This is a genomic window from Cupriavidus ulmosensis, from assembly GCF_977008105.1.
Window position 1 is genome coordinate 2,705,473 of record NZ_CDRMWP010000002.1, and the last position, 17,302, is coordinate 2,722,774.

A 17,302-nucleotide genomic window follows, 5' to 3' on the forward strand; every position below is an offset into this window, starting at 1 on the left:
CTACAGCGTCACCGTGATTTCCACGCGGCGATTGCGCGCGCGGGTCTCGGCGGTGGCGTTGTCGGCGACCGGTTGCGAATCGCCCCGGCCGACCGCCTGGATGCGGCTGGCGGGGGTGCCGTGGGCCTGCAGAATCTGCGCGACGTAGGCCGCGCGCTTCTCGGAAAGCACCTGGTTGTTGGGAAATTCCGCGCTGCGGATGCGCTGGTTGTCGGTATGGCCGGTCACGGTCACGCGGCCGCCCACGCGCGCCACTTCCTGCGCCACCTTGACCAGGATCGGGTCGATCTCCTGGCGCACCCGGGCCTGACCGGACACGAACATGGCGTCGCCGCGGAACACCACCACGCTGCGGCGCTCGTCCTCGGCCACGGTCAGCAGCCCGCGCGCGATTTCCTGCTTGAGCAGGATCGACAGGCGCAGGCGCTGCGCCGGCACGGCGGGCGCCTCCTTGCCGATGGCCAGGATGTGCGCGGCCAGCGCGTTGCGCTGCGACAGCAGGTGGTATTGGTAGAACGCGAACAGGCCGAACAGGAACAGCACCGCGCACGCGGCCGTGGCCCACACCGGCACGCTGCGCAGGAACGGCAGCTTGCCGGCCTGCGCGCCGCGCCAGTGCGGCGACAGCTCATGCTGGAGGGCGTCGCGCGCGCCGGCGATCAGCGTCCACAGGCGCTGGCGTATCTGCTCGAGATGGCGGCGGCCGTCGGCGACCACGCTGTAGCGCCCCTCGAAGCCCAGGCCGAGCACGCGGTAGAGGATCTCCAGGATGTCGACGTATTCCTGCGGGTCGGTCGCCATGCGGCCGATCAGCAGGAAGAACTTCTCGCCGCCGTCGACCTCGCCCTCGAACGTGATCAGCAGGCTCTGCGCGGCCCACACGCCGCCGCCGCCCCAGCGCGTGCGGTTGGCGGCTTCGTCGAGCGCCGTGCACAGGCAGTAGCGCACCACCGCCATGTGCTTCCACGGCAGGTCGGCCTTCTCGCACAGCTTCTGGAACACGCTGACCTCGCGCACCAGCAGCGTGCGCAGGCTGGCCACGGCGTCCGACGAATCGAGCGCAGCCGGCATGTCGGCCAGCGCCCGCAGCAGCGGATGGGCAGCCTCGAGCAGCGGGTTCGCGGCCGCGCGCACCGCGTCCAGCCGCGCCGGGATGTCGACGGGCATGTCGAACGCGCCGTCGCCTTCGGGCACTTCCGGCGCGCCGAGGGTGCCGAGGGTGCCGGAAGCGGGCCGCGCCATCCCGGGCAGCAGGCCGGCGTCCGCGCCGGCGCTGGCGCTGGCGGCGGCATCGGACAGGAAATCGAACGCGCCGTCATCGAACGTGGCCGAGCTCATTTATGACGCACTCCCCACAGTTCGAGCTTGAGCTCGGGGAAGCGGCCGGCGATATGCATGGCGAGGCCGCCCTGCTGCGCGATCTGCTCCCAGAACGGCCCGCTGCGCGACAGCTCGTAGTAGATGAAGCTCGAGTTGAACGGAATCTGGCGCGGCGGCACCGGCAGCGGCAGCAGCGTAAGGCCCGGCAGGTGCGAACGGATGAGCTCGGGCAGGCGCTGCGGCTGGCTGATCTTGGTCTGCGCCGCGAACTGCTGCTGCAGCACGTCGGGCGACATCTGCGCGCCGACCGCGAGCACCAGGCTGGAGTAGCCCGCGAGATCGGCCGGCAGCATGGTGGCCACGCGGATGCCGTGCGGCTGCTCGGTCAGCGGAATCGGCTGCGCGCCGCGGATCAGGACCTGGTTGAGCAGGTAGTGGACCTCGTCGACCAGCGGCCGGATGCTGCGGTATAGCTGCGCGTGGTCGTAGCCCGGCGTGGGCAGCGGACGGCGCGTCTGCGGGCGCACGAAGGTCGACAGCTCGCCGGCCAGCATGGCCAGCTCGCGGTACAGCGTCACCGGCGGCGTCTCGCGGATGCGGCAGACGTGCTCGAGCAGCGGCTCGTAGCGGTTGAGCACCTGCAGCAGCAGGTAGTCGGCCACTTCCGCGGCCGCGCCGGCGCGGCCGTCGCCGCCGGACAGGCGGGCCGCGAGCGCGTCGGCGCGCAGCTTGGCCAGGCCATGCAGTTGCGTGGCCCATTCGCGCAGCAGCGGATTCGCGCCGTAGTGGCAGACCGGCGGGATGTGGTCGGTGTCGTGCAGCGTCACCGAGCCGTCCGCGCGCAGCGCCTTGACGCGCGTGAGCGCGATGCCGATCCACGACTGGGTCAGCTCCTTCTCCGGCAGCAGGCGCAGGCGCAGGTTGGCCAGCTGGACCGGCTTCGGGCCCTGGCCGATCGCGTTGCTGTCGCGCAGCTCGTTCTCGAAGGCGGCATAGCGCGCCAGCGAGCCGGGCTGCTCGTCGAACGCGGTTTCCTCGGTGTTGGGCAGGCGCAGCGGCACCGCCAGGTAAATCATCTGCTCCTGGTGCTCGGGCCCGATGGTCAGCGGCGGCGGCGGCGGCGTGTGGCCGGGCACGTCGAACGGCGTGCCGTCCGGGAACACGCCCGTGCCGTTCTTGAACACGAGCTTGCCGAACGACAGCGATTCCTGGTCGATCTCGTACTGGCCGAAGCCCCAGAAGAACGGGCCGAGCACGGCCGCGCGCTTGTGCGCGAAGTGCTCGAAATAGCGTTCCTGCTGCTGAAACAGCTGGGGAAGGAGAAACAGCCCTTCGCTCCAGACGACTTTGTTATGCCAACTCATTGCAACTAATCCAATTCAGTAACCAGAATGGCCTGCTGGCCGATATCGACGTTCAGCCTGACCTTGGTGCGCGGCATGACCGCCCGGTACCAGCCTTCCTCGGGCACCGGCGGCGCCTGATAGACCGCGCGCCATACGGATTTGCCCAGCTCGCGGTAGGCGGCCAGCACGCCGATCGCCACGGTGGCGGGATTGGCGCGCCGGCGGATGTCGCGCGTGTCGCCGGGGCGGAGGATGAATTCGTCCATCGCCAGCGCGTCTTCGCCGAGCACCTTCCTGCTGTCGTTGTGCAGCGTGAAGAAGTCGGCGTTCTCGAACGCCGTCGCCGATTTCAGTTCGTAGATCCGCACCATGACGGGCGCCGGGCGCCCCTTGTCGTCCGGATTCGTGCCTTCGCCCGACTTGATCCGCACGTGCAGGTCCGCCCGCTCCTTGCGCGGCTGGGGCAGGCTGCCGCAGGCGGGCAGAAGCAGGCATAGCGTCCCCGACGCGAGCCACCGGGTGGCCGCGCGCCGCGTCATGCGCCGGGAGGAAAGTCGAGAAGGCATCTGGATGATCATGTCGGGGAGGACCGCTGGCCGCACCGCCCGCCGCGCGGGCGCTCCGGTCAGCAGCCTCGGGCTCCGCCGCGGCGCGGCGGAGCCCTCTTCCGGAAAACCGGCGTCGGGGGTTAGGCTGCGTTCTTCTTGACGTCGAACGTTGCGGTGATCGCGCCGCCGCTGCCGCCCTGGGCGTTCTGCACCACGTATTCCTGCTTCAGGCGCGAGAACGACAGGCGCACGCTTTCACGCGGACGCGATTCGCCGGTGGCGACGCCGGACGGGCTCACCTGGGTCACCAGCACGTCGCTCATGGTCAGCTTGATGTACTCGAGCGGGTTGCCGCCGGCCTTGCGGACCACCAGCTTGGCTTCGTCGATATGCTTGCCCAGCAGGCAGTACTGGATCAGGTTGGGGCTGGCACGGTCGATGTAATGCTCGAACTGCAGATCGTCCACGGTCGCCTTGCCGGCGCCGCCACCCGAACCCAGATGCATGTTCGATTGCTGGGACACGTTCCATGCCCAGCTCAAGACTTCGATTTCGCCCTTGTGCGTGGCGTCTTCCGCTTCACCATCAATGCCGTTGATCTTGAGGAAGATGTCGTGCGACATGGCAATACTCCTTACGTTCTCGGTTAACAATGCGTTGAGGCAGGCAGGAATGTTTCACGAGCGCCTGCCCGTCGCTCGGCCGGGCGGCCGTCAGGCCGCCCCGCATGCCTTGATGCCGGCCGGGACCGCGCGGCAGGCCGCGCCCGGCCGCGGCCTCGCATCGTGTGTGTGGGGTGGCCGTGCCGCGGCGGCACGGCCGGGCGTCAGGCGGCTTCCTTGACCGAAGGCAGCTTGGCGACGAGGCGCAGCGATACCGTCAGGCCTTCGAGCTGGAAGTGCGGGCGCAGGAAGAACTTGGCCTGGTAGTAGCCCGGGTTGCCTTCCACGTCCTCCACGACCACTTCCGCGGCCGCGAGCGGGCGGCGCGCCTTGGTGTCCTGCGAGGAATTGCCGGGATCGGCGTCGACGTAGTTCATGACCCATTCGTTGAGCCACGTCTGCATGTCGCTGCGTTCCTTGAACGAGCCGATCTTGTCGCGCACGATGCACTTCAGGTAGTGCGCGAAGCGCGAGCAGGCGAACAGGTACGGCAGGCGCGCCGACAGGTTGGCGTTAGCCGTGGCGTCCGCGTCGTAGTATTCGGCGGGCTTCTGCAGCGATTGCGCGCCGATGAACGCGGCGTAGTCGGTGTTCTTGCGGTGGATCAGCGGGATGAAGCCGTTCTTGGCCAGCTCCGCCTCGCGGCGGTCCGAGATGGCGATCTCGGTCGGGCACTTCATGTCCACGCCGCCGTCGTCGGTCGGGAACGTGTGGCACGGCAGGTTCTCCACCACGCCGCCGCTTTCCACGCCGCGGATCAGCGTGCACCAGCCATAGTGCTTGAACGAGCGGTTGATGTTGACCGCCATCGCGTAGGCGGCATTGGACCATGCGTACTTGCGGTGGTCGGCGCCGTCGGTCGACTCCTCGAAGCCGAACTCGTCGACCGGGTTGGTCTTGATGCCGTAGGGCAGGCGCGACAGAAAGCGCGGCATGGCCAGGCCGATGTAGCGCGCGTCCTCCGAATTGCGCAGCGAGTTCCACGGCGCGTACTCGAGGTTCTGCGTGAAGATCTTGGTCAGGTCGCGCGGGTTCGCCAGTTCCTGCCACGAATCCATCTGCAGCACCGACGGCGAGGCGCCGGTGATGAACGGCGCGTGCGCGGCGGCGGCCACCTTGGCGATCGAGCCGAGCAGGTCGACGTCGGGCGGGGTGTGGTCGAAGTAGTAGTCGGCCACCAGGCAGCCATAGGGCTCGCCGCCGAGCTGGCCGTATTCCTCTTCGTAGATCTGCTTGAAGAACGGGCTCTGGTCCCAGGCCACGCCCTTGTAGCGCTTCATGGTACGGCGCAGGTCGTCCTTGGACACGTCCATGAAGCGGATCTTCAGCTTCTCGTCGGTCTCGGTGTTGGTGACGAGGTGGTGCAGGCCGCGCCACGCGCTCTCCAGCTTCTGGAAGTCTTCGTGATGCAGGATCAGGTTGATCTGCTCGGACAGCTTGCGGTCGATCTCGCCGATGATCGCCTCGATGCTCTTGTAGGCGTCGTCGGACATCGTGATCGAGTTGGCCAGGGCCTGCTCGGCCAGCGTCTTGACCGCGCCTTCCACCGCTTCGCGCGCCTGCTCGGTCTTCGGCTTGAATTCGCGCGACAGCAAGGCATTGAAATCCGGTTGCGTGGCGAGCGTCGCCTCGGCGGACCGGGATTGTGATTCACGTACAGCCATTTCTACTCCTGTGGACTAGTCCAGATTCAATCTTTTCCTTCAACGAAAATCAGCGTTTTTCCGCCGGTGCGGCAGCGCCTTTCTTTTCCGTTTCGGGCTTGGGCGCCTTGGCCAGCGCGCTGAGCAGCGCCGGGTCCTTGAGGACCTTGCTGACCAGGTTCTCGGCGCCGGACTTGCCGTCCATGTAGGTCTGCAGGTTGGCCAGCTGCGTGCGCGCATCCAGCAGTTGCGCCAGCGCGTCGACCTTCCTGGCGATGGCCGCGGGAGAGAAATCCTCCATGCTCTCGAAGGTCATGTCGACCATCATCTGGCCGTCACCGGTCAGCGTATTCGGCACCGAGAACGCCACGCGCGGCTGCATGGCCTTCATGCGCTCGTCGAAGTTGTCGATGTCGATGTTGAAGAACTTGCGGTCGCTGACGGCGGGCAGCGCCTCCAGCGGCTTCCCCGAGAGGTCCGCCAGGACGCCCATCACGAACGGAAGCTCGACCTTCTTCTCCGAGCCGTAGATCTCGACGTCGTACTCGATCTGGACGCGCGGCGCGCGGTTGCGCGCGATGAATTTCTGTGAACTGTTTGAAATGACAGACATGAACTCTCCAGCCTTATGTCTTTTGGTAAAAATCTATTGAAAAATTCTTCGTTTTTAGAATTCCCAATAAAACCAGTCGCAATGCTACGTGTTTGGTTGTACCGCTTATATGGGAATTGTTCGAAAAATGGCTTTCGACTCTGAATTTATTGACGCCGTGAAAATGAAGATGACGACGCTGCTCCTGGCGCCGGACCACGCGCGCGCCGGGGCGGCGCGGCGCGTGAAGTGCCGGGCGCAACGGCTTACCGCGCCGCGCTCTCGGGAACGAAGAAGATGTCCACGCGGCGGTTCTGCGCGCGGCCTGCCGCGCTGCGGTTGTCGGCCACCGGGCGCGTGTCGCCGTAGCCCTGGATGGCGAAGCGCGTGACGGGCAGGGGGCCCTGCGCGACGAACCAGTCGCGGATCGCCCGCGCGCGCGCTTCCGACAGCACGAAGTTCGCCTGGGCCGAGCCTTCACCATCGGCGTGCCCGGCGATCAGGATGCGCTGGCCGGGCGTCGCGCGGATGCGGTCCAGCACGTCCTGCAGGTCGCGCCGCGCGGCGCCCGGCGCGAACGTCGCCTTGCCGCTGTCGAACAGCGACAGGCTGTCGATGCGCACCGCGGGCTGGGACGGAAGGCGCGACGCCAGCTCGTCCAGCGCGCGGTCCAGCGGCGCCAGCGCCGCCGGGGCGCCGTCGCCGCGCTCCCCGTCCACGTGCCAGTACGCATACAGGCCGGGAAACGCGCGCAGGAGGGCCTGATGATTCGCCCATGCCGCGATGCCCAGCCCGAAGGCCAGCGTCGCGGTTGCCAGGAGCAGCGGCCGCCGGTGCGGCCACGGGCGCGCGCGGCTGCGCGGCGGCGGCGCAGCGGGCCTCGCGGCCGGCGCCGTGGTGGCGGCCAGCGGCGTCAGCACGGCGTGGAACGCCTGCGCCGGCGGCGCCTCGAATTCCGCCTCGAATGCCGCCTCGGGAACCATCGCGGGCGTGGGTGCTGCCACCGGCGCCGCCGCCGGCAGCGGCTGCCCGACCGGCACGGGCACCGGCAGCGGCCCGGTCGCCGGCGTCGTCAGGCGCGGCTGCATGCCGGTGCGGCCGACCAGCCAGCGCGACCACGCGCCGGGCCGCACCGGCGTCTGCGCCAGGTCGGCCAGCAGCAGGCCCTGCAGCGCCAGCGGCGCGGTGTTCGCCAGCGACGACAGCGAGGACAGCAGCGCCGCGGCGTCGAGCCACTCGAACACCGCCAGCCCCAGCGCGCCGCGCGCGGCGCTGCCGTGCGGCGGCGCCTGCTCCAGTTGCGCGCGCAGCGCCCGCAGGCGCTCGCGGACGTGGCCCGTGCCGGCCAGGACCGGCGCGCCGAAATCGACGGCATCGCCGAACCATCGCGGCTCCCGCGGCGCCGGCGCCTGCGCGCCGAGCGGGCCCAGGCAGGCATACACCGCGAGATAGCAGGGCAGCACGCATCCGGGATGGCACAGCGCGGTCGCCAGCACGTGCTGCCACTGCGCGAACTCGCGCCGCAGCGTCGCCTCGTCGTCGCCTTCGGGCAGCACGGGAATCAGCGCCGCGTCGGGGAAACGGCCGCGCGATGCCTTGACCTTGGCCATCGTCTCGGCCAGTTGCGCGGGCGTATCGACGCGCAGCCACACCGCGCGGTCGTCGCGCCGCAGCGTGGCGCGGGACGCCTCGCGCGCGAACAGCGCGCCCGCGTAGGGGCCGAGCACCAGGACGACCGGCAGCTCGCGGCCGTCGGCCGCGGCCTGCTCCGGCGCGCCTGCGCCGCCGTCCGGTTCCGCCCGCGCGCCGGCCGTCTCTTCCGGGTGCCGCCCCGCGGCCGCCGCCAGGCGGCGGCGGTACGCCTGCCGCAGGTCGCGCCCTGCCAGGAAACCGAGTTCGAGCACGAGGTCATACCAGTCCAGCAGCGCCGGCGGCGGCGCCGCCGCCGAATTCAGCAGCGCCTCGATGCGCACGCGCACGCGGCTGGTGCCGTCCTGCGCCGCGTGGAAGCGCGCCTGCAGCGTCTCGCGCATCCAGTCGTCGCGCTGGCCCGGCGGCAGGCTGCGCAGCGTCACCTCGTCGAGCAGCACGCAGTGCGCCAGCCCGATCTCGCTCACCGCGGCGTCGGCGTATCCGCGGTCCCGCAGCGCCTGCGCCAGCGTTTCGGCAAGGCCGGCACAGCGCGCGCGCCAGACGTGGAGGGGCGGCAGTTGCGCGCCGTGGGAAAGCAGGGCGAGATGCAGCGCGGTGTCGTGCATCAGCGGGCGCAGCGATGCACCGGGTGTTCCGAGGTTCATGCGAGGAAATGTCTGGATGGAGCGATGCCGCCGTCACGGCATCTGGAGGATGTAGGTGACGTAGGTCTGGACCACGCCCGCGCCGGTCTGGCCGGTGGCGAAATAGCGCGCGAAGAACGGGATCTGCAGGTTGGTCCGGCCTTCGACCGGCACGGGCCTGACCGTCGAGCGGTCGCCCACCTTGATCGGCGAGCCGTCGCCGTTGGTGAGCTGGACCTGCACGCGGGTCGCGCTTTGCAGGCCGGCCTGGTCCTGCACCTGGAGATTGCCGGTGCCGGGATCGGTGGTCGGCCCGCTCTGGAAATAGGCGATGACCGAGTCCACGCCGCTGTCGCATTGCACCGGGATGTGAAAGCCCGTGGCCCCGGCGGTCTCGCCGGCGGCGGTCAGCACGCGCGTCGAGATGGTCGGCAGCGTGACGGTCTGGTCCGTCGCACCCGCCGCGACCGTGCACGACACCGCGTGATAGGTGCCGGTGAAGTTCAGCGTGACGGTCGGCGAGCCCGCCGCGAACGCGGCCGGCGCGGTCCATGCCAGCGCCAGCGCGGCCAGCGCGGCCCGCCGGGCGCCGCGCGCAAGTTGTTTCAACGTATGCCTCTGTGTCGTCATTTCGGTTCGCCCGACGAATTGGATTGCTGGACCGGCGCAGGACCGGGATGGCGCGCCGCCGCGCGGGCGGGCGCCCCGGGCGGCGGCGCGGATGTCTTCATGTGGACGCGCATGCCGCTGCCCTCACGCGGACGGCCGGCAGCGCCATTGCACGCGCAGCGTGGTGGCGCCCTTGCTGGCCTGCAGGCCGGCCGGCGCAATCGCGTAGGGCACGGTGCAGCTTTCCTCCGCGCGCTCGCCCCACTTCGCCGTGAGCGCGCCGCTGCCCTCGAGCCCGCGCAGGAACGTCATGCCGCCCTGCCCGACGCCGCCCAGCGACTTGCCGGACGTGTCGAACAGCTCGGCGCCCATCGGCAGCGGGCTGCCGTCGGCCTTGCGCACCGTGGCGATGAGCGGCCGCCCCAGGCGCGTGGCCATCTTCACGAACACCACGGCATTCAGGCGCGGGACCACTTCCTCGCTGGTGTTGTTCAGCTCGACGTCGTCGGGCATGGCGGCCGGATCGAGCGCCACCGTGTTGGCGCGGTATGGCATCAGCGACGGAACCACGGCATAGCCGAAGCGGTCGATCGAGGCCCCCTGGCCGTTGATCACCTTGCCGCCCTTCGCCCCCTTGGCTTCGATCAGCGCGGCGGCCGCGCCGAGCGGCGGGCTCAGCGTCACGCCGCCGCGGTGGACGACCACCGCGCCCGTGGCGCCGAGCGACGCCTGGCGCGTGCGGTTGTTCAGCGACGCATTCGCCGTGACCGTGCCGACCGGCGAGCGGTACGTGCCGTAGCCGCCGAGCGAGGCGTTGGTGCTGTCGCCGCTCACGATGCGCGCCATGTTGACGCCGTAGTCGAGGCCGATGTCGGTGCGGCTGCCCGACAGGCTGGTCTGCAGCGCGCTGTTGCCGCTCGAATCGCGCGATGCCGATGCCGACAGGAAGCTGAACGTGTTGCGGTTCGCCGCGGTGGCGCGGCCGAGCGGAATCGACAGGTTCAGCCCGACCTGCGTCACCGTGCGGCCGTTGCCGTCGGTGGCGCGCTGCGCGTAGAGCGAATAACCGACGTGCCGGAACACGCTGCTGAAGCCGAACTGGAACTGCAGGTCGCGCCCGCGCGCCGTGCCCCAGTAGTTCTGCGTGCTGCCCGATACATAGAACGCGCTGCGCGTGCCAACCTGCTGGTTGACGTTCACCTGCAGGCGGCTGCGCGCGCGATAGTCGCGATAGTCGTCGGTGCCGCCGGCGCCGGCGTGGTCCTCGCGCGCGCGGACCGCGTCGCCCAGGCTGTAGAAGCCCGGCGTCGAATAGCGGTAAGCCGCCAGCGAGAAATTGGTGCGCGAGCCCGGCATCATCTTGCTGTAGCTGGCGCGCGTGCTGATGCCGCTGCGGTTGCCGCGCCCCGGCAGCTCGGTGCGCGCGGCGGTGGCGTCGAACGCGATCGCGCCGAGCGGCGTGTTCAGGCCGAAGCCGAGCACGCTCGATACGTAGCCGGCCGATGCCAGCACACCGCCGTAGGCCGTCACGAGATTGGTGAGGCCGTGCTGATAGGTGCCCTGCGCGACCCACGGCGTGGCGCCGTGCGCGGCATCGCGGTAGCGGCCCGCCGCCACGCTGAAGCGGTAGCTGCCTGGACGCAGCATCTGCGCCACCGAGGCGAACGGCACGGAGAACTGCCGCGCGCGCCCGTCGGACTCCGTCACCGTGACCTCGAGATCGCCGCCGTAGCCGGTGGCGGGCAGGTCGGTGAACTCGAACGGGCCCGGCGGCACGCTCGCTTCGTAGATGATGTTGCCGTTCTGCCGCACGATCACGCGCGCGTTGGTGTCCGCCACGCCGCGGATGACCGGCGCGTACGAGCGCAGCGAGTCGGGCAGCATGCGGTCGTCGCTGGCGAGCTGCACGCCGCGCACGCCGAACGAATCGAAGACCTCGCCGCTGGTGTAGCTGTCGCCGGCGGTCAACTGGCTGCGCAGCGCGGTGATGTCGCGCTGCGCGTAGGCCTCGAGGCTGCGCCAGCCCACGCCGGCGCCGCGGCTCATCCAGCTCACCGTGGAGCGCTGGCGGAAGCGCCAGGCACCGATGTTCAGCCCGCTCTGCAAACCGAGATAGGCGCTGCTGAAATCCTGCGTGCCGGTCTTCTGCTCGCTGGTGTAGGTGTTCAGGCTGTATTGCAGCAGGCCGGCGTCGATGCCGTTGTCCCAGCGCGCGGGGTCGATGTACCCCCGCGGCGTCTTGCTCATGGCGAGCTGCGGGATGGTGAGGTCGAGCTTCAGGTCGGCGCTGTCGAACGAGGCGCTGGCGCCCGGCAGTGCCTCGCGCAGCGGCAGGCAGGTTTCGGGGTCCAGCGTGGCGCGCGCGGCGTCGACAGTAGCGTCGGCGTCCTCGTCGTCCAGCCCCTTGAGCTGGCGCACCACCGCCTGGCTGTCCACGCCGAGCCGCTCCAGCGTCGCGAGCGTGAAGCACGGCGACGCGGTCTCGCTGCCGGGCACGGCGCGGAACTCGACCTCGAGGCGGCCGCGCCCGGCGCCGTTGACGGAGACGTCGACCGGATAGGTGCCGGGCTCGACCGGATTGCCGCGCGCGTAGCGCGTCAGGTCGACGCCCTTGCCGGCGAACAGGGCGGAATTGAAGGCCACCACCAGCGGCTCGGCGGGTTCCTGGCGGCTGGCGGGCGCGCGCGGCGGCATGCCGTCGGCCAGGATCTGCGGGGCGGCGCTGGGGGACAGCGCCGCCAGTTCCACGCTTGGCCGGCGCGTCACGGCGAGCTTGCCGGCCTCCTCTGCGGATGCATCCACGGCCCACGCTCCCGCGCCGAAGGCCAGAATCGCTGCCGAAACCGTTTGACGGCAGCGGAAAACGCCATGATCGCCGCCCTGCGGTCCACCCTGCATTGCCCTGCTTACTACGCCAGCCACTCAGCTCACCCCCAATCGTTTTACCGCCTGGTCCACTTACTCCACTGTTTCCACGTTTGCCGTGTCCTTCACTTCCGCGCCGTAGTCATTGAGCAGCCCGTAGGAAACGAGCCCCGGCGCCTTCACCAGGCCCGGCTCGCCCTGCTTGCGCTCGAAATCGAGATGGCCGAACGGCGCCACCATGTCCTGGTTGAACGATGTTTCCCTGTCGCCCGACTTCAGCGACACGCGGCTGAACGAGATGTGGTACGGGGTCGGGTTGTCGACGCGCAGCACCGGGCCGCCGCCCTTCTCGTCTTTTGCGTCTTTCGCGTCTTTCGCGCCCGGCACCAGCCGCCACTTCAACCGGGCCCGCACGGCGGCGGGGTCTTCCTGCAGCGCCGCAGGCCGGTAGAACAGCTTGATGCGGGTGCGGAAGGCGAACTGCAGCAGGTTGCGGCTGGCCGCGTCCTGCGCCGTGGGCGGGATTTCGAGGACGTTCAGCCAGTAGAGCGATTCGCGCTCCGGCGGCGCGTTCTCGCCCGCGTACATCACCCTGAGCGTCTGCCCTTTCTTCGGCTCCATGCGGAACACGGGCGGCGTCAGGACAAAGGGAACCTGGATTTCGTCGGGCTGCGCATTGACGTCGCCGTCGTCGATCCACGCCTGCACCAGCACCGGGGAATTCTCGATATTGGTCATGCGCACATTGACCTCGCGGCTTTGCTCCGGATAAACGACCCGCGTTCCGGTAATGACGACGGCTGCCTGCGCCGGCAATAACATCATGGCCGCCATGAAGGCGCCGATTTTCCATAAGCGCACGCAATACTCCTTTTCATTCTTTTTCCGGAAAATTCCGAACCGCCTCTGGCGAGACAGCCCGGAATTCGCCGATCCCGGCGGATCGATTTAGTTGTAGGCCAGCGTGAAGCGGGCGAACGATTCCACCTTGCCGGCCGTGGTGGCGGCGGTGGCGTAGTACTGGCCGCCGTACGTCAGCGTCGCGCCGCGCGCGGCACCGGTACCGGTGAGGTTGACGGGCTTGCCGCCGGCGCCGAGCGGAATCGGCGCGCCGCCGTCGCCGTCGACGAGCTGCACGTTGACGTTCCCTGCCGGGTTGGTGGTGGCCAGGTTCTTCAGGTTGCGGGTGGCCGGATCCATGTTGTCCATCTCGAAATGCGCCTTGACGGTGTTCAGGTCCGCGGAGCACTGCGTCACGCCGATGGTGAACGAGGTGGCGCCGGCGGTGGCGCCCTGGGTGGCCAGCGCGGTGGTCGACACCGTGGGCATCGTGACGGTCTTGTCTTCGTCGCCGGCGGTGATCGAGCAGGTGCTGCTCACCAGTTCACCGTTGAACTTCACCTTGCCCGCGGATTGCGCGAACGCGGTTTGCGCAGCGGCCAGGCCAAACAGCGTGGCGATGGAAAAAACGATTGCGTTCTTCTTCACTAATTACTCCTGTTCATATGAATAAAAGGCACCAACTTTTAATTGGTCGGCGAGATTGACGGGATTTTCTGCGGAATAATAAAAATGGATTCGCCTTATCCCGTCGATCAAACCCGAGGGCGATAGTAGTGCGCGGGATACGGGTGCGCCATATGACAAGTATTAAAGTCACCCGCTTGAAGTAACAGAGTGAAATGCATGTGCCGCACAGCCCATATGGGGATACCGATATGGCTGTGGCGGAAACATTTCAGACACAAAGCGCGGCCACGGATATTCGAATCGGGGCGCTGGAACGGCGATATGGAAATGGGCGCGCGGGCTTGGGCGCGCAGAGCGACAGCGCGCGGAACGCGTATGGGAAGCGAGCACGAGGAAAGCGGCGAGGCGGAGAACACGCCGGCCGTTCCACCCGGCGACCGCCGCGCCGGCACGGCCGGGACGCGCGGAGCCGGCGGCCTGCCCGGACGCCGCGACACGTGCGCCGCAAACGCCGCATGGCCGGCGGCGGCGGGAGCGCCGATGGCCGCCCCCGCCGGCAGCGCTCACGCCACCGCCGGCATGGCCTCGCGGCGCGGAGGGCCCGTTTTTACGCACCATTCAGGTGCATTTACGGCGCCGGGCGCAAGAAAGCGGGCCAAAGTCAGGCCTCTGAAAGCAAAATCAGGCAAAATCTCACATTTACCGCGGACTGCGATCCAGCCGGCGGCGCCTTCCCTACCTATTTCTTGACCTTGAGGTAAGCAATGAGTACCCAGCCCACCATCATCTACACGCTGACCGACGAAGCCCCGCTGCTGGCGACCAGTGCCTTTCTGCCTATCATCCGCACGTTCACCGCGCCGGCCGGCATCGACGTCACGACCAGCGATATCTCGGTGGCTGGGCGCGTCCTGGGCGAATTTCCCGAATTCCTGACCGAAGAGCAGCGTGTGCCGGACAACCTGGCGGAACTGGGCCGCCTGACGCTGCTGCCGGACACCAACATCATCAAGCTGCCCAACATCAGCGCCTCGGTGCACCAGCTGGTCAGCGCCATCAAGGAACTCCAGTCGAAGGGCTACAAGGTGCCCGACTACCCGGAAGATCCGAAGACCGACGAAGAGAAGGCCATCCGCCAGCGCTATTCCAAGTGCCTGGGCAGCGCCGTGAACCCGGTCCTGCGCGAAGGCAACTCGGACCGCCGCGCGCCCTCCGCCGTCAAGAACTACGCCCGCAAGAACCCGCACAGCATGGGCGAGTGGAGCATGGCTTCGCGCACCCACGTGGCGCACATGAAGCACGGCGACTTCTATCACGGCGAAAAGTCGGCCACGCTGGACCGCGCGCGTGAAGTGCGCATGGAACTGGTCACCAAGAGCGGCAAGACCATCGTGCTCAAGCCCAAGATCGCGCTGCTCGACGGCGAGATCCTCGACAGCATGTTCATGAGCAAGAAGGCGCTGCTGGCCTTCTACGAAGACCAGATGGAAGACGCGCGCAAGACCGGCGTCATGCTGTCGCTGCACGTCAAGGCGACCATGATGAAGGTGTCGCACCCGATCGTGTTCGGCCACGCCGTCAAGGTGTTCTACAAGGACGCCTTCGCCAAGCACGCCAAGCTGTTCGACGAACTGGGCGTGAACGTCAACAATGGCCTGATCGACCTGTACACCAAGATCGAGGCGCTGCCGGAATCGAAGCGCGAGGAAGTCATCCGCGACCTGCACGCCTGCCACGAGCACCGCCCGGAACTGGCGATGGTGGACTCGGCCAAGGGCATCTCGAACCTGCACGCGCCGAACGACGTGATCGTCGACGCGTCGATGCCGGCCATGATCCGCATCGGCGGCAAGATGTGGGGCGCCGACGGCCGTCCGAAGGACACCAAGTGCCTGATCCCGGAATCGACCTTCGCCCGCATCTATCAGGAAATCATCAACTTCTGCAAGACCAACGGCAACTTCGACCCCACCACGATGGGCACGGTGCCGAACGTCGGCCTGATGGCGCAGAAGGCCGAGGAATACGGCTCGCACGACAAGACCTTCGAGATCCCCGAAGACGGTGAAGCCCGCGTCGTCGACAACGCCACCGGCGAAGTCCTGGCCGCGCTGACGCAGCAGGTCGAGCAGGGCGACATCTGGCGCCTGTGCCAGGTCAAGGACGCGCCGATCCGCGACTGGGTCAAGCTGGCCGTCACCCGCGCGCGCAACTCCGGCATGCCCGCCGTGTTCTGGCTGGACCCGTACCGCCCGCACGAAGCCGAGCTGATCAAGAAGGTCGAGACCTACCTCAAGGACTACGACACCAAGGGCCTGGACATCCACATCATGTCGCAGGTGCGCGCCATGCGCTACACGCTGGAGCGCGTGATCCGCGGCCTGGACACCATCTCCGTCACCGGCAACATCCTGCGCGACTACCTGACCGACCTGTTCCCGATCATGGAACTGGGCACCAGCGCCAAGATGCTGTCGATCGTCCCGCTGATGGCCGGCGGCGGCATGTACGAAACCGGCGCGGGCGGCTCGGCGCCCAAGCACGTCAAGCAACTGGTGGAAGAAAACCACCTGCGCTGGGACTCGCTCGGTGAATTCCTGGCGCTGGCCGTGTCGCTGGAAGACCTCGGCCTCAAGACCGGCAACGCCGCCGCCAAGATCCTGGCCACCACGCTCGACGCCGCCACCGGCAAGCTGCTCGACAACAACAAGAGCCCGTCGCCCAAGACCGGCCAGCTCGACAACCGCGGCAGCCAGTTCTACCTGGCCATGTACTGGGCCCAGGAACTCGCCGCGCAGACCGCCGACGCCAAGCTGGCCGCCCACTTCGCGCCGCTGGCCAAGAAGCTGACCGACAACGAGAAGACCATCGTCGGCGAGCTGTCGGACGTGCAGGGCAAGCCGGCCGACATCGGCGGCTACTACTGGCCCGACTTCGCCAGGCTGGAAGCCGTGATGCGCCCGAGCAAGACGCTCAACGCCGCGCTGGCCGCCACGCAAGGCTAAGCAGGACCGGCCCGAAAAGAAACGGCCGGGCCGCCCCGAGAATCGGGGCCGGCCCGGCCGTTTTTTCGTTTCCGGCAGCCGGATGGCTCCCTGGCGCGCGGGCCTTGCCCGGGCGCCGGCGCGGCTAGTCCCAGAGACTCCGGAATGCCGCCGCCACGATCACCGGGATGGTGAGCACCAGCGGAATCGCGAAATACGGCAGGTCCAGGTCGACGTAGCGCTTGTAGATGAGCCAGGCGATGCCGAGCGCAAGCGTGACCAGTCCCACGAGCACAGAGAGCACATTCAAGGTCCGGTCCGACGGACGCTTTTGCGCTCGTTCCTTGGTGGAATGCGTGTCCATTTCAACTCCGAAGCAGGTCGTGGCGGGCATCCGGTGCATTCAGTCTACTCCAGCCCGCGCCGGCGTGAATACCGGTCTGCCGGGCCGGCCGCCGCCACCGTTGTGACGCGCATGCCATTTCCGCCGGGCATGGCATCCGCCACCGCCAATGTGTCAAAATGCCACGGCTCGCGCGGCCCCGGCCGCGTCCCGCTTCGGGTAGACTGCACGCGCCCCGATCGCACACCCACATGACGCCCCGCAAACGCATCTCGACTACCGCATGGCTCGGCTTGCTCGCCATGTGGCTGATCGTGTTCGCGCCGGTCGTCAGCCAGTTCGTGGCGTCCGCCCATGCCGCCGACCCGGCCGGCTACATCTGCTCCGCCGCCCATCCCGACGATGCCGCCCGCCAGCCGGCGGCCGCCGACCTCGCCGCCTGCGGCTACTGCGACCTGCTGGCCGATCATCCGGCGGCGCCCGCCATGCCCGCGCCGCCGCCCACGCTCGTCCTGCTGATCGCCTTCGTCGCCGCGGCGGCGCTCTTCACCCGGTTCGTGCCGCTCGGCGCGTTCCCCTCGGGACGCCCGCGCGCCCCGCCAGCCCTGCCTCGTCTGCGCCCCTGAGTATCCGCGGCGCCCCTG

14 protein-coding genes are annotated in these 17,302 nt (G+C 68.5%); 2 read left to right on the forward strand and 12 right to left on the reverse strand.

Going from position 1 to position 17,302, the window contains the following annotated elements; all coding sequences use genetic code 11:
• From tssL to ACWTPI_RS31760, 11 genes are all read right to left on the reverse strand, one after another.
• Positions 1–1,338: a type VI secretion system protein TssL, long form gene (gene tssL / locus ACWTPI_RS31710; RefSeq protein WP_454733753.1), complete on the reverse strand. Its 1,338-nt coding sequence runs from the start codon at positions 1,336–1,338 to the stop codon at positions 1–3.
• Complete coding sequence (gene tssK, locus ACWTPI_RS31715; protein WP_020201799.1) at positions 1,335–2,684, reverse strand: type VI secretion system baseplate subunit TssK; 1,350 nt, start codon at positions 2,682–2,684, stop codon at positions 1,335–1,337. Before tssK ends, tssL begins: the two co-directional genes overlap by 4 nt.
• Positions 2,685–2,689: 5 nt before the next feature.
• Positions 2,690–3,244 (reverse strand): type VI secretion system lipoprotein TssJ, encoded by a 555-nt coding sequence (tssJ, locus tag ACWTPI_RS31720; protein WP_231401575.1) that lies wholly within the window; start codon positions 3,242–3,244, stop codon positions 2,690–2,692.
• A gap of 110 nt (positions 3,245–3,354) precedes the next feature.
• Positions 3,355–3,837 (reverse strand): Hcp family type VI secretion system effector, encoded by a 483-nt coding sequence (locus ACWTPI_RS31725; protein ID WP_020201797.1) that lies wholly within the window; start codon positions 3,835–3,837, stop codon positions 3,355–3,357.
• Between the two features lie 203 nt (positions 3,838–4,040).
• On the reverse strand, positions 4,041–5,540 hold the full coding sequence (gene tssC, locus ACWTPI_RS31730) for a type VI secretion system contractile sheath large subunit (RefSeq protein WP_029043338.1): 1,500 nt from the start codon (positions 5,538–5,540) through the stop codon (positions 4,041–4,043).
• A 49-nt stretch (positions 5,541–5,589) separates the two neighbouring features.
• The gene (gene tssB, locus ACWTPI_RS31735; RefSeq protein WP_020201795.1) at positions 5,590–6,132 is read right to left on the reverse strand and encodes a type VI secretion system contractile sheath small subunit; all 543 of its coding nucleotides are present in this window, start codon (positions 6,130–6,132) and stop codon (positions 5,590–5,592) included.
• A gap of 245 nt (positions 6,133–6,377) precedes the next feature.
• Positions 6,378–8,408: a DotU family type IV/VI secretion system protein gene (locus tag ACWTPI_RS31740; RefSeq protein WP_454733754.1), complete on the reverse strand. Its 2,031-nt coding sequence runs from the start codon at positions 8,406–8,408 to the stop codon at positions 6,378–6,380.
• A 33-nt stretch (positions 8,409–8,441) separates the two neighbouring features.
• Positions 8,442–8,996 carry a fimbrial protein gene (locus ACWTPI_RS31745; RefSeq protein ID WP_454733755.1) on the reverse strand — a complete coding sequence of 185 codons (555 nt, stop codon included), beginning with the start codon at positions 8,994–8,996 and terminating at the stop codon, positions 8,442–8,444.
• 144 nt (positions 8,997–9,140) lie between these two features.
• A complete protein-coding gene (locus tag ACWTPI_RS31750) occupies positions 9,141–11,690 on the reverse strand; it encodes a fimbria/pilus outer membrane usher protein (RefSeq protein WP_454734050.1) in 2,550 nt (849 codons plus the stop codon).
• 264 nt (positions 11,691–11,954) lie between these two features.
• Positions 11,955–12,722 (reverse strand): fimbria/pilus periplasmic chaperone, encoded by a 768-nt coding sequence (locus ACWTPI_RS31755; RefSeq protein WP_454733756.1) that lies wholly within the window; start codon positions 12,720–12,722, stop codon positions 11,955–11,957.
• A gap of 87 nt (positions 12,723–12,809) precedes the next feature.
• Complete coding sequence (locus ACWTPI_RS31760) at positions 12,810–13,349, reverse strand: fimbrial protein (RefSeq protein WP_020201790.1); 540 nt, start codon at positions 13,347–13,349, stop codon at positions 12,810–12,812.
• A gap of 746 nt (positions 13,350–14,095) precedes the next feature.
• Here ACWTPI_RS31760 and ACWTPI_RS31765 point away from each other — a divergent pair.
• Positions 14,096–16,336 carry an NADP-dependent isocitrate dehydrogenase gene (locus ACWTPI_RS31765; protein WP_454733757.1) on the forward strand — a complete coding sequence of 747 codons (2,241 nt, stop codon included), beginning with the start codon at positions 14,096–14,098 and terminating at the stop codon, positions 16,334–16,336.
• Positions 16,337–16,460: 124 nt separating this feature from the next.
• On the opposite strand, the gene ACWTPI_RS31770 is transcribed toward ACWTPI_RS31765, so the two are convergent.
• On the reverse strand, positions 16,461–16,625 hold the full coding sequence (locus ACWTPI_RS31770) for a hypothetical protein (RefSeq protein WP_020201788.1): 165 nt from the start codon (positions 16,623–16,625) through the stop codon (positions 16,461–16,463).
• Positions 16,626–16,909: 284 nt separating this feature from the next.
• Here ACWTPI_RS31770 and ACWTPI_RS31775 point away from each other — a divergent pair, with 284 nt between their 5' ends.
• The gene (locus ACWTPI_RS31775) at positions 16,910–17,284 is read left to right on the forward strand and encodes a DUF2946 domain-containing protein (RefSeq protein WP_043365765.1); all 375 of its coding nucleotides are present in this window, start codon (positions 16,910–16,912) and stop codon (positions 17,282–17,284) included.
• The last annotated feature ends 18 nt before the right edge of the window (positions 17,285–17,302 follow it).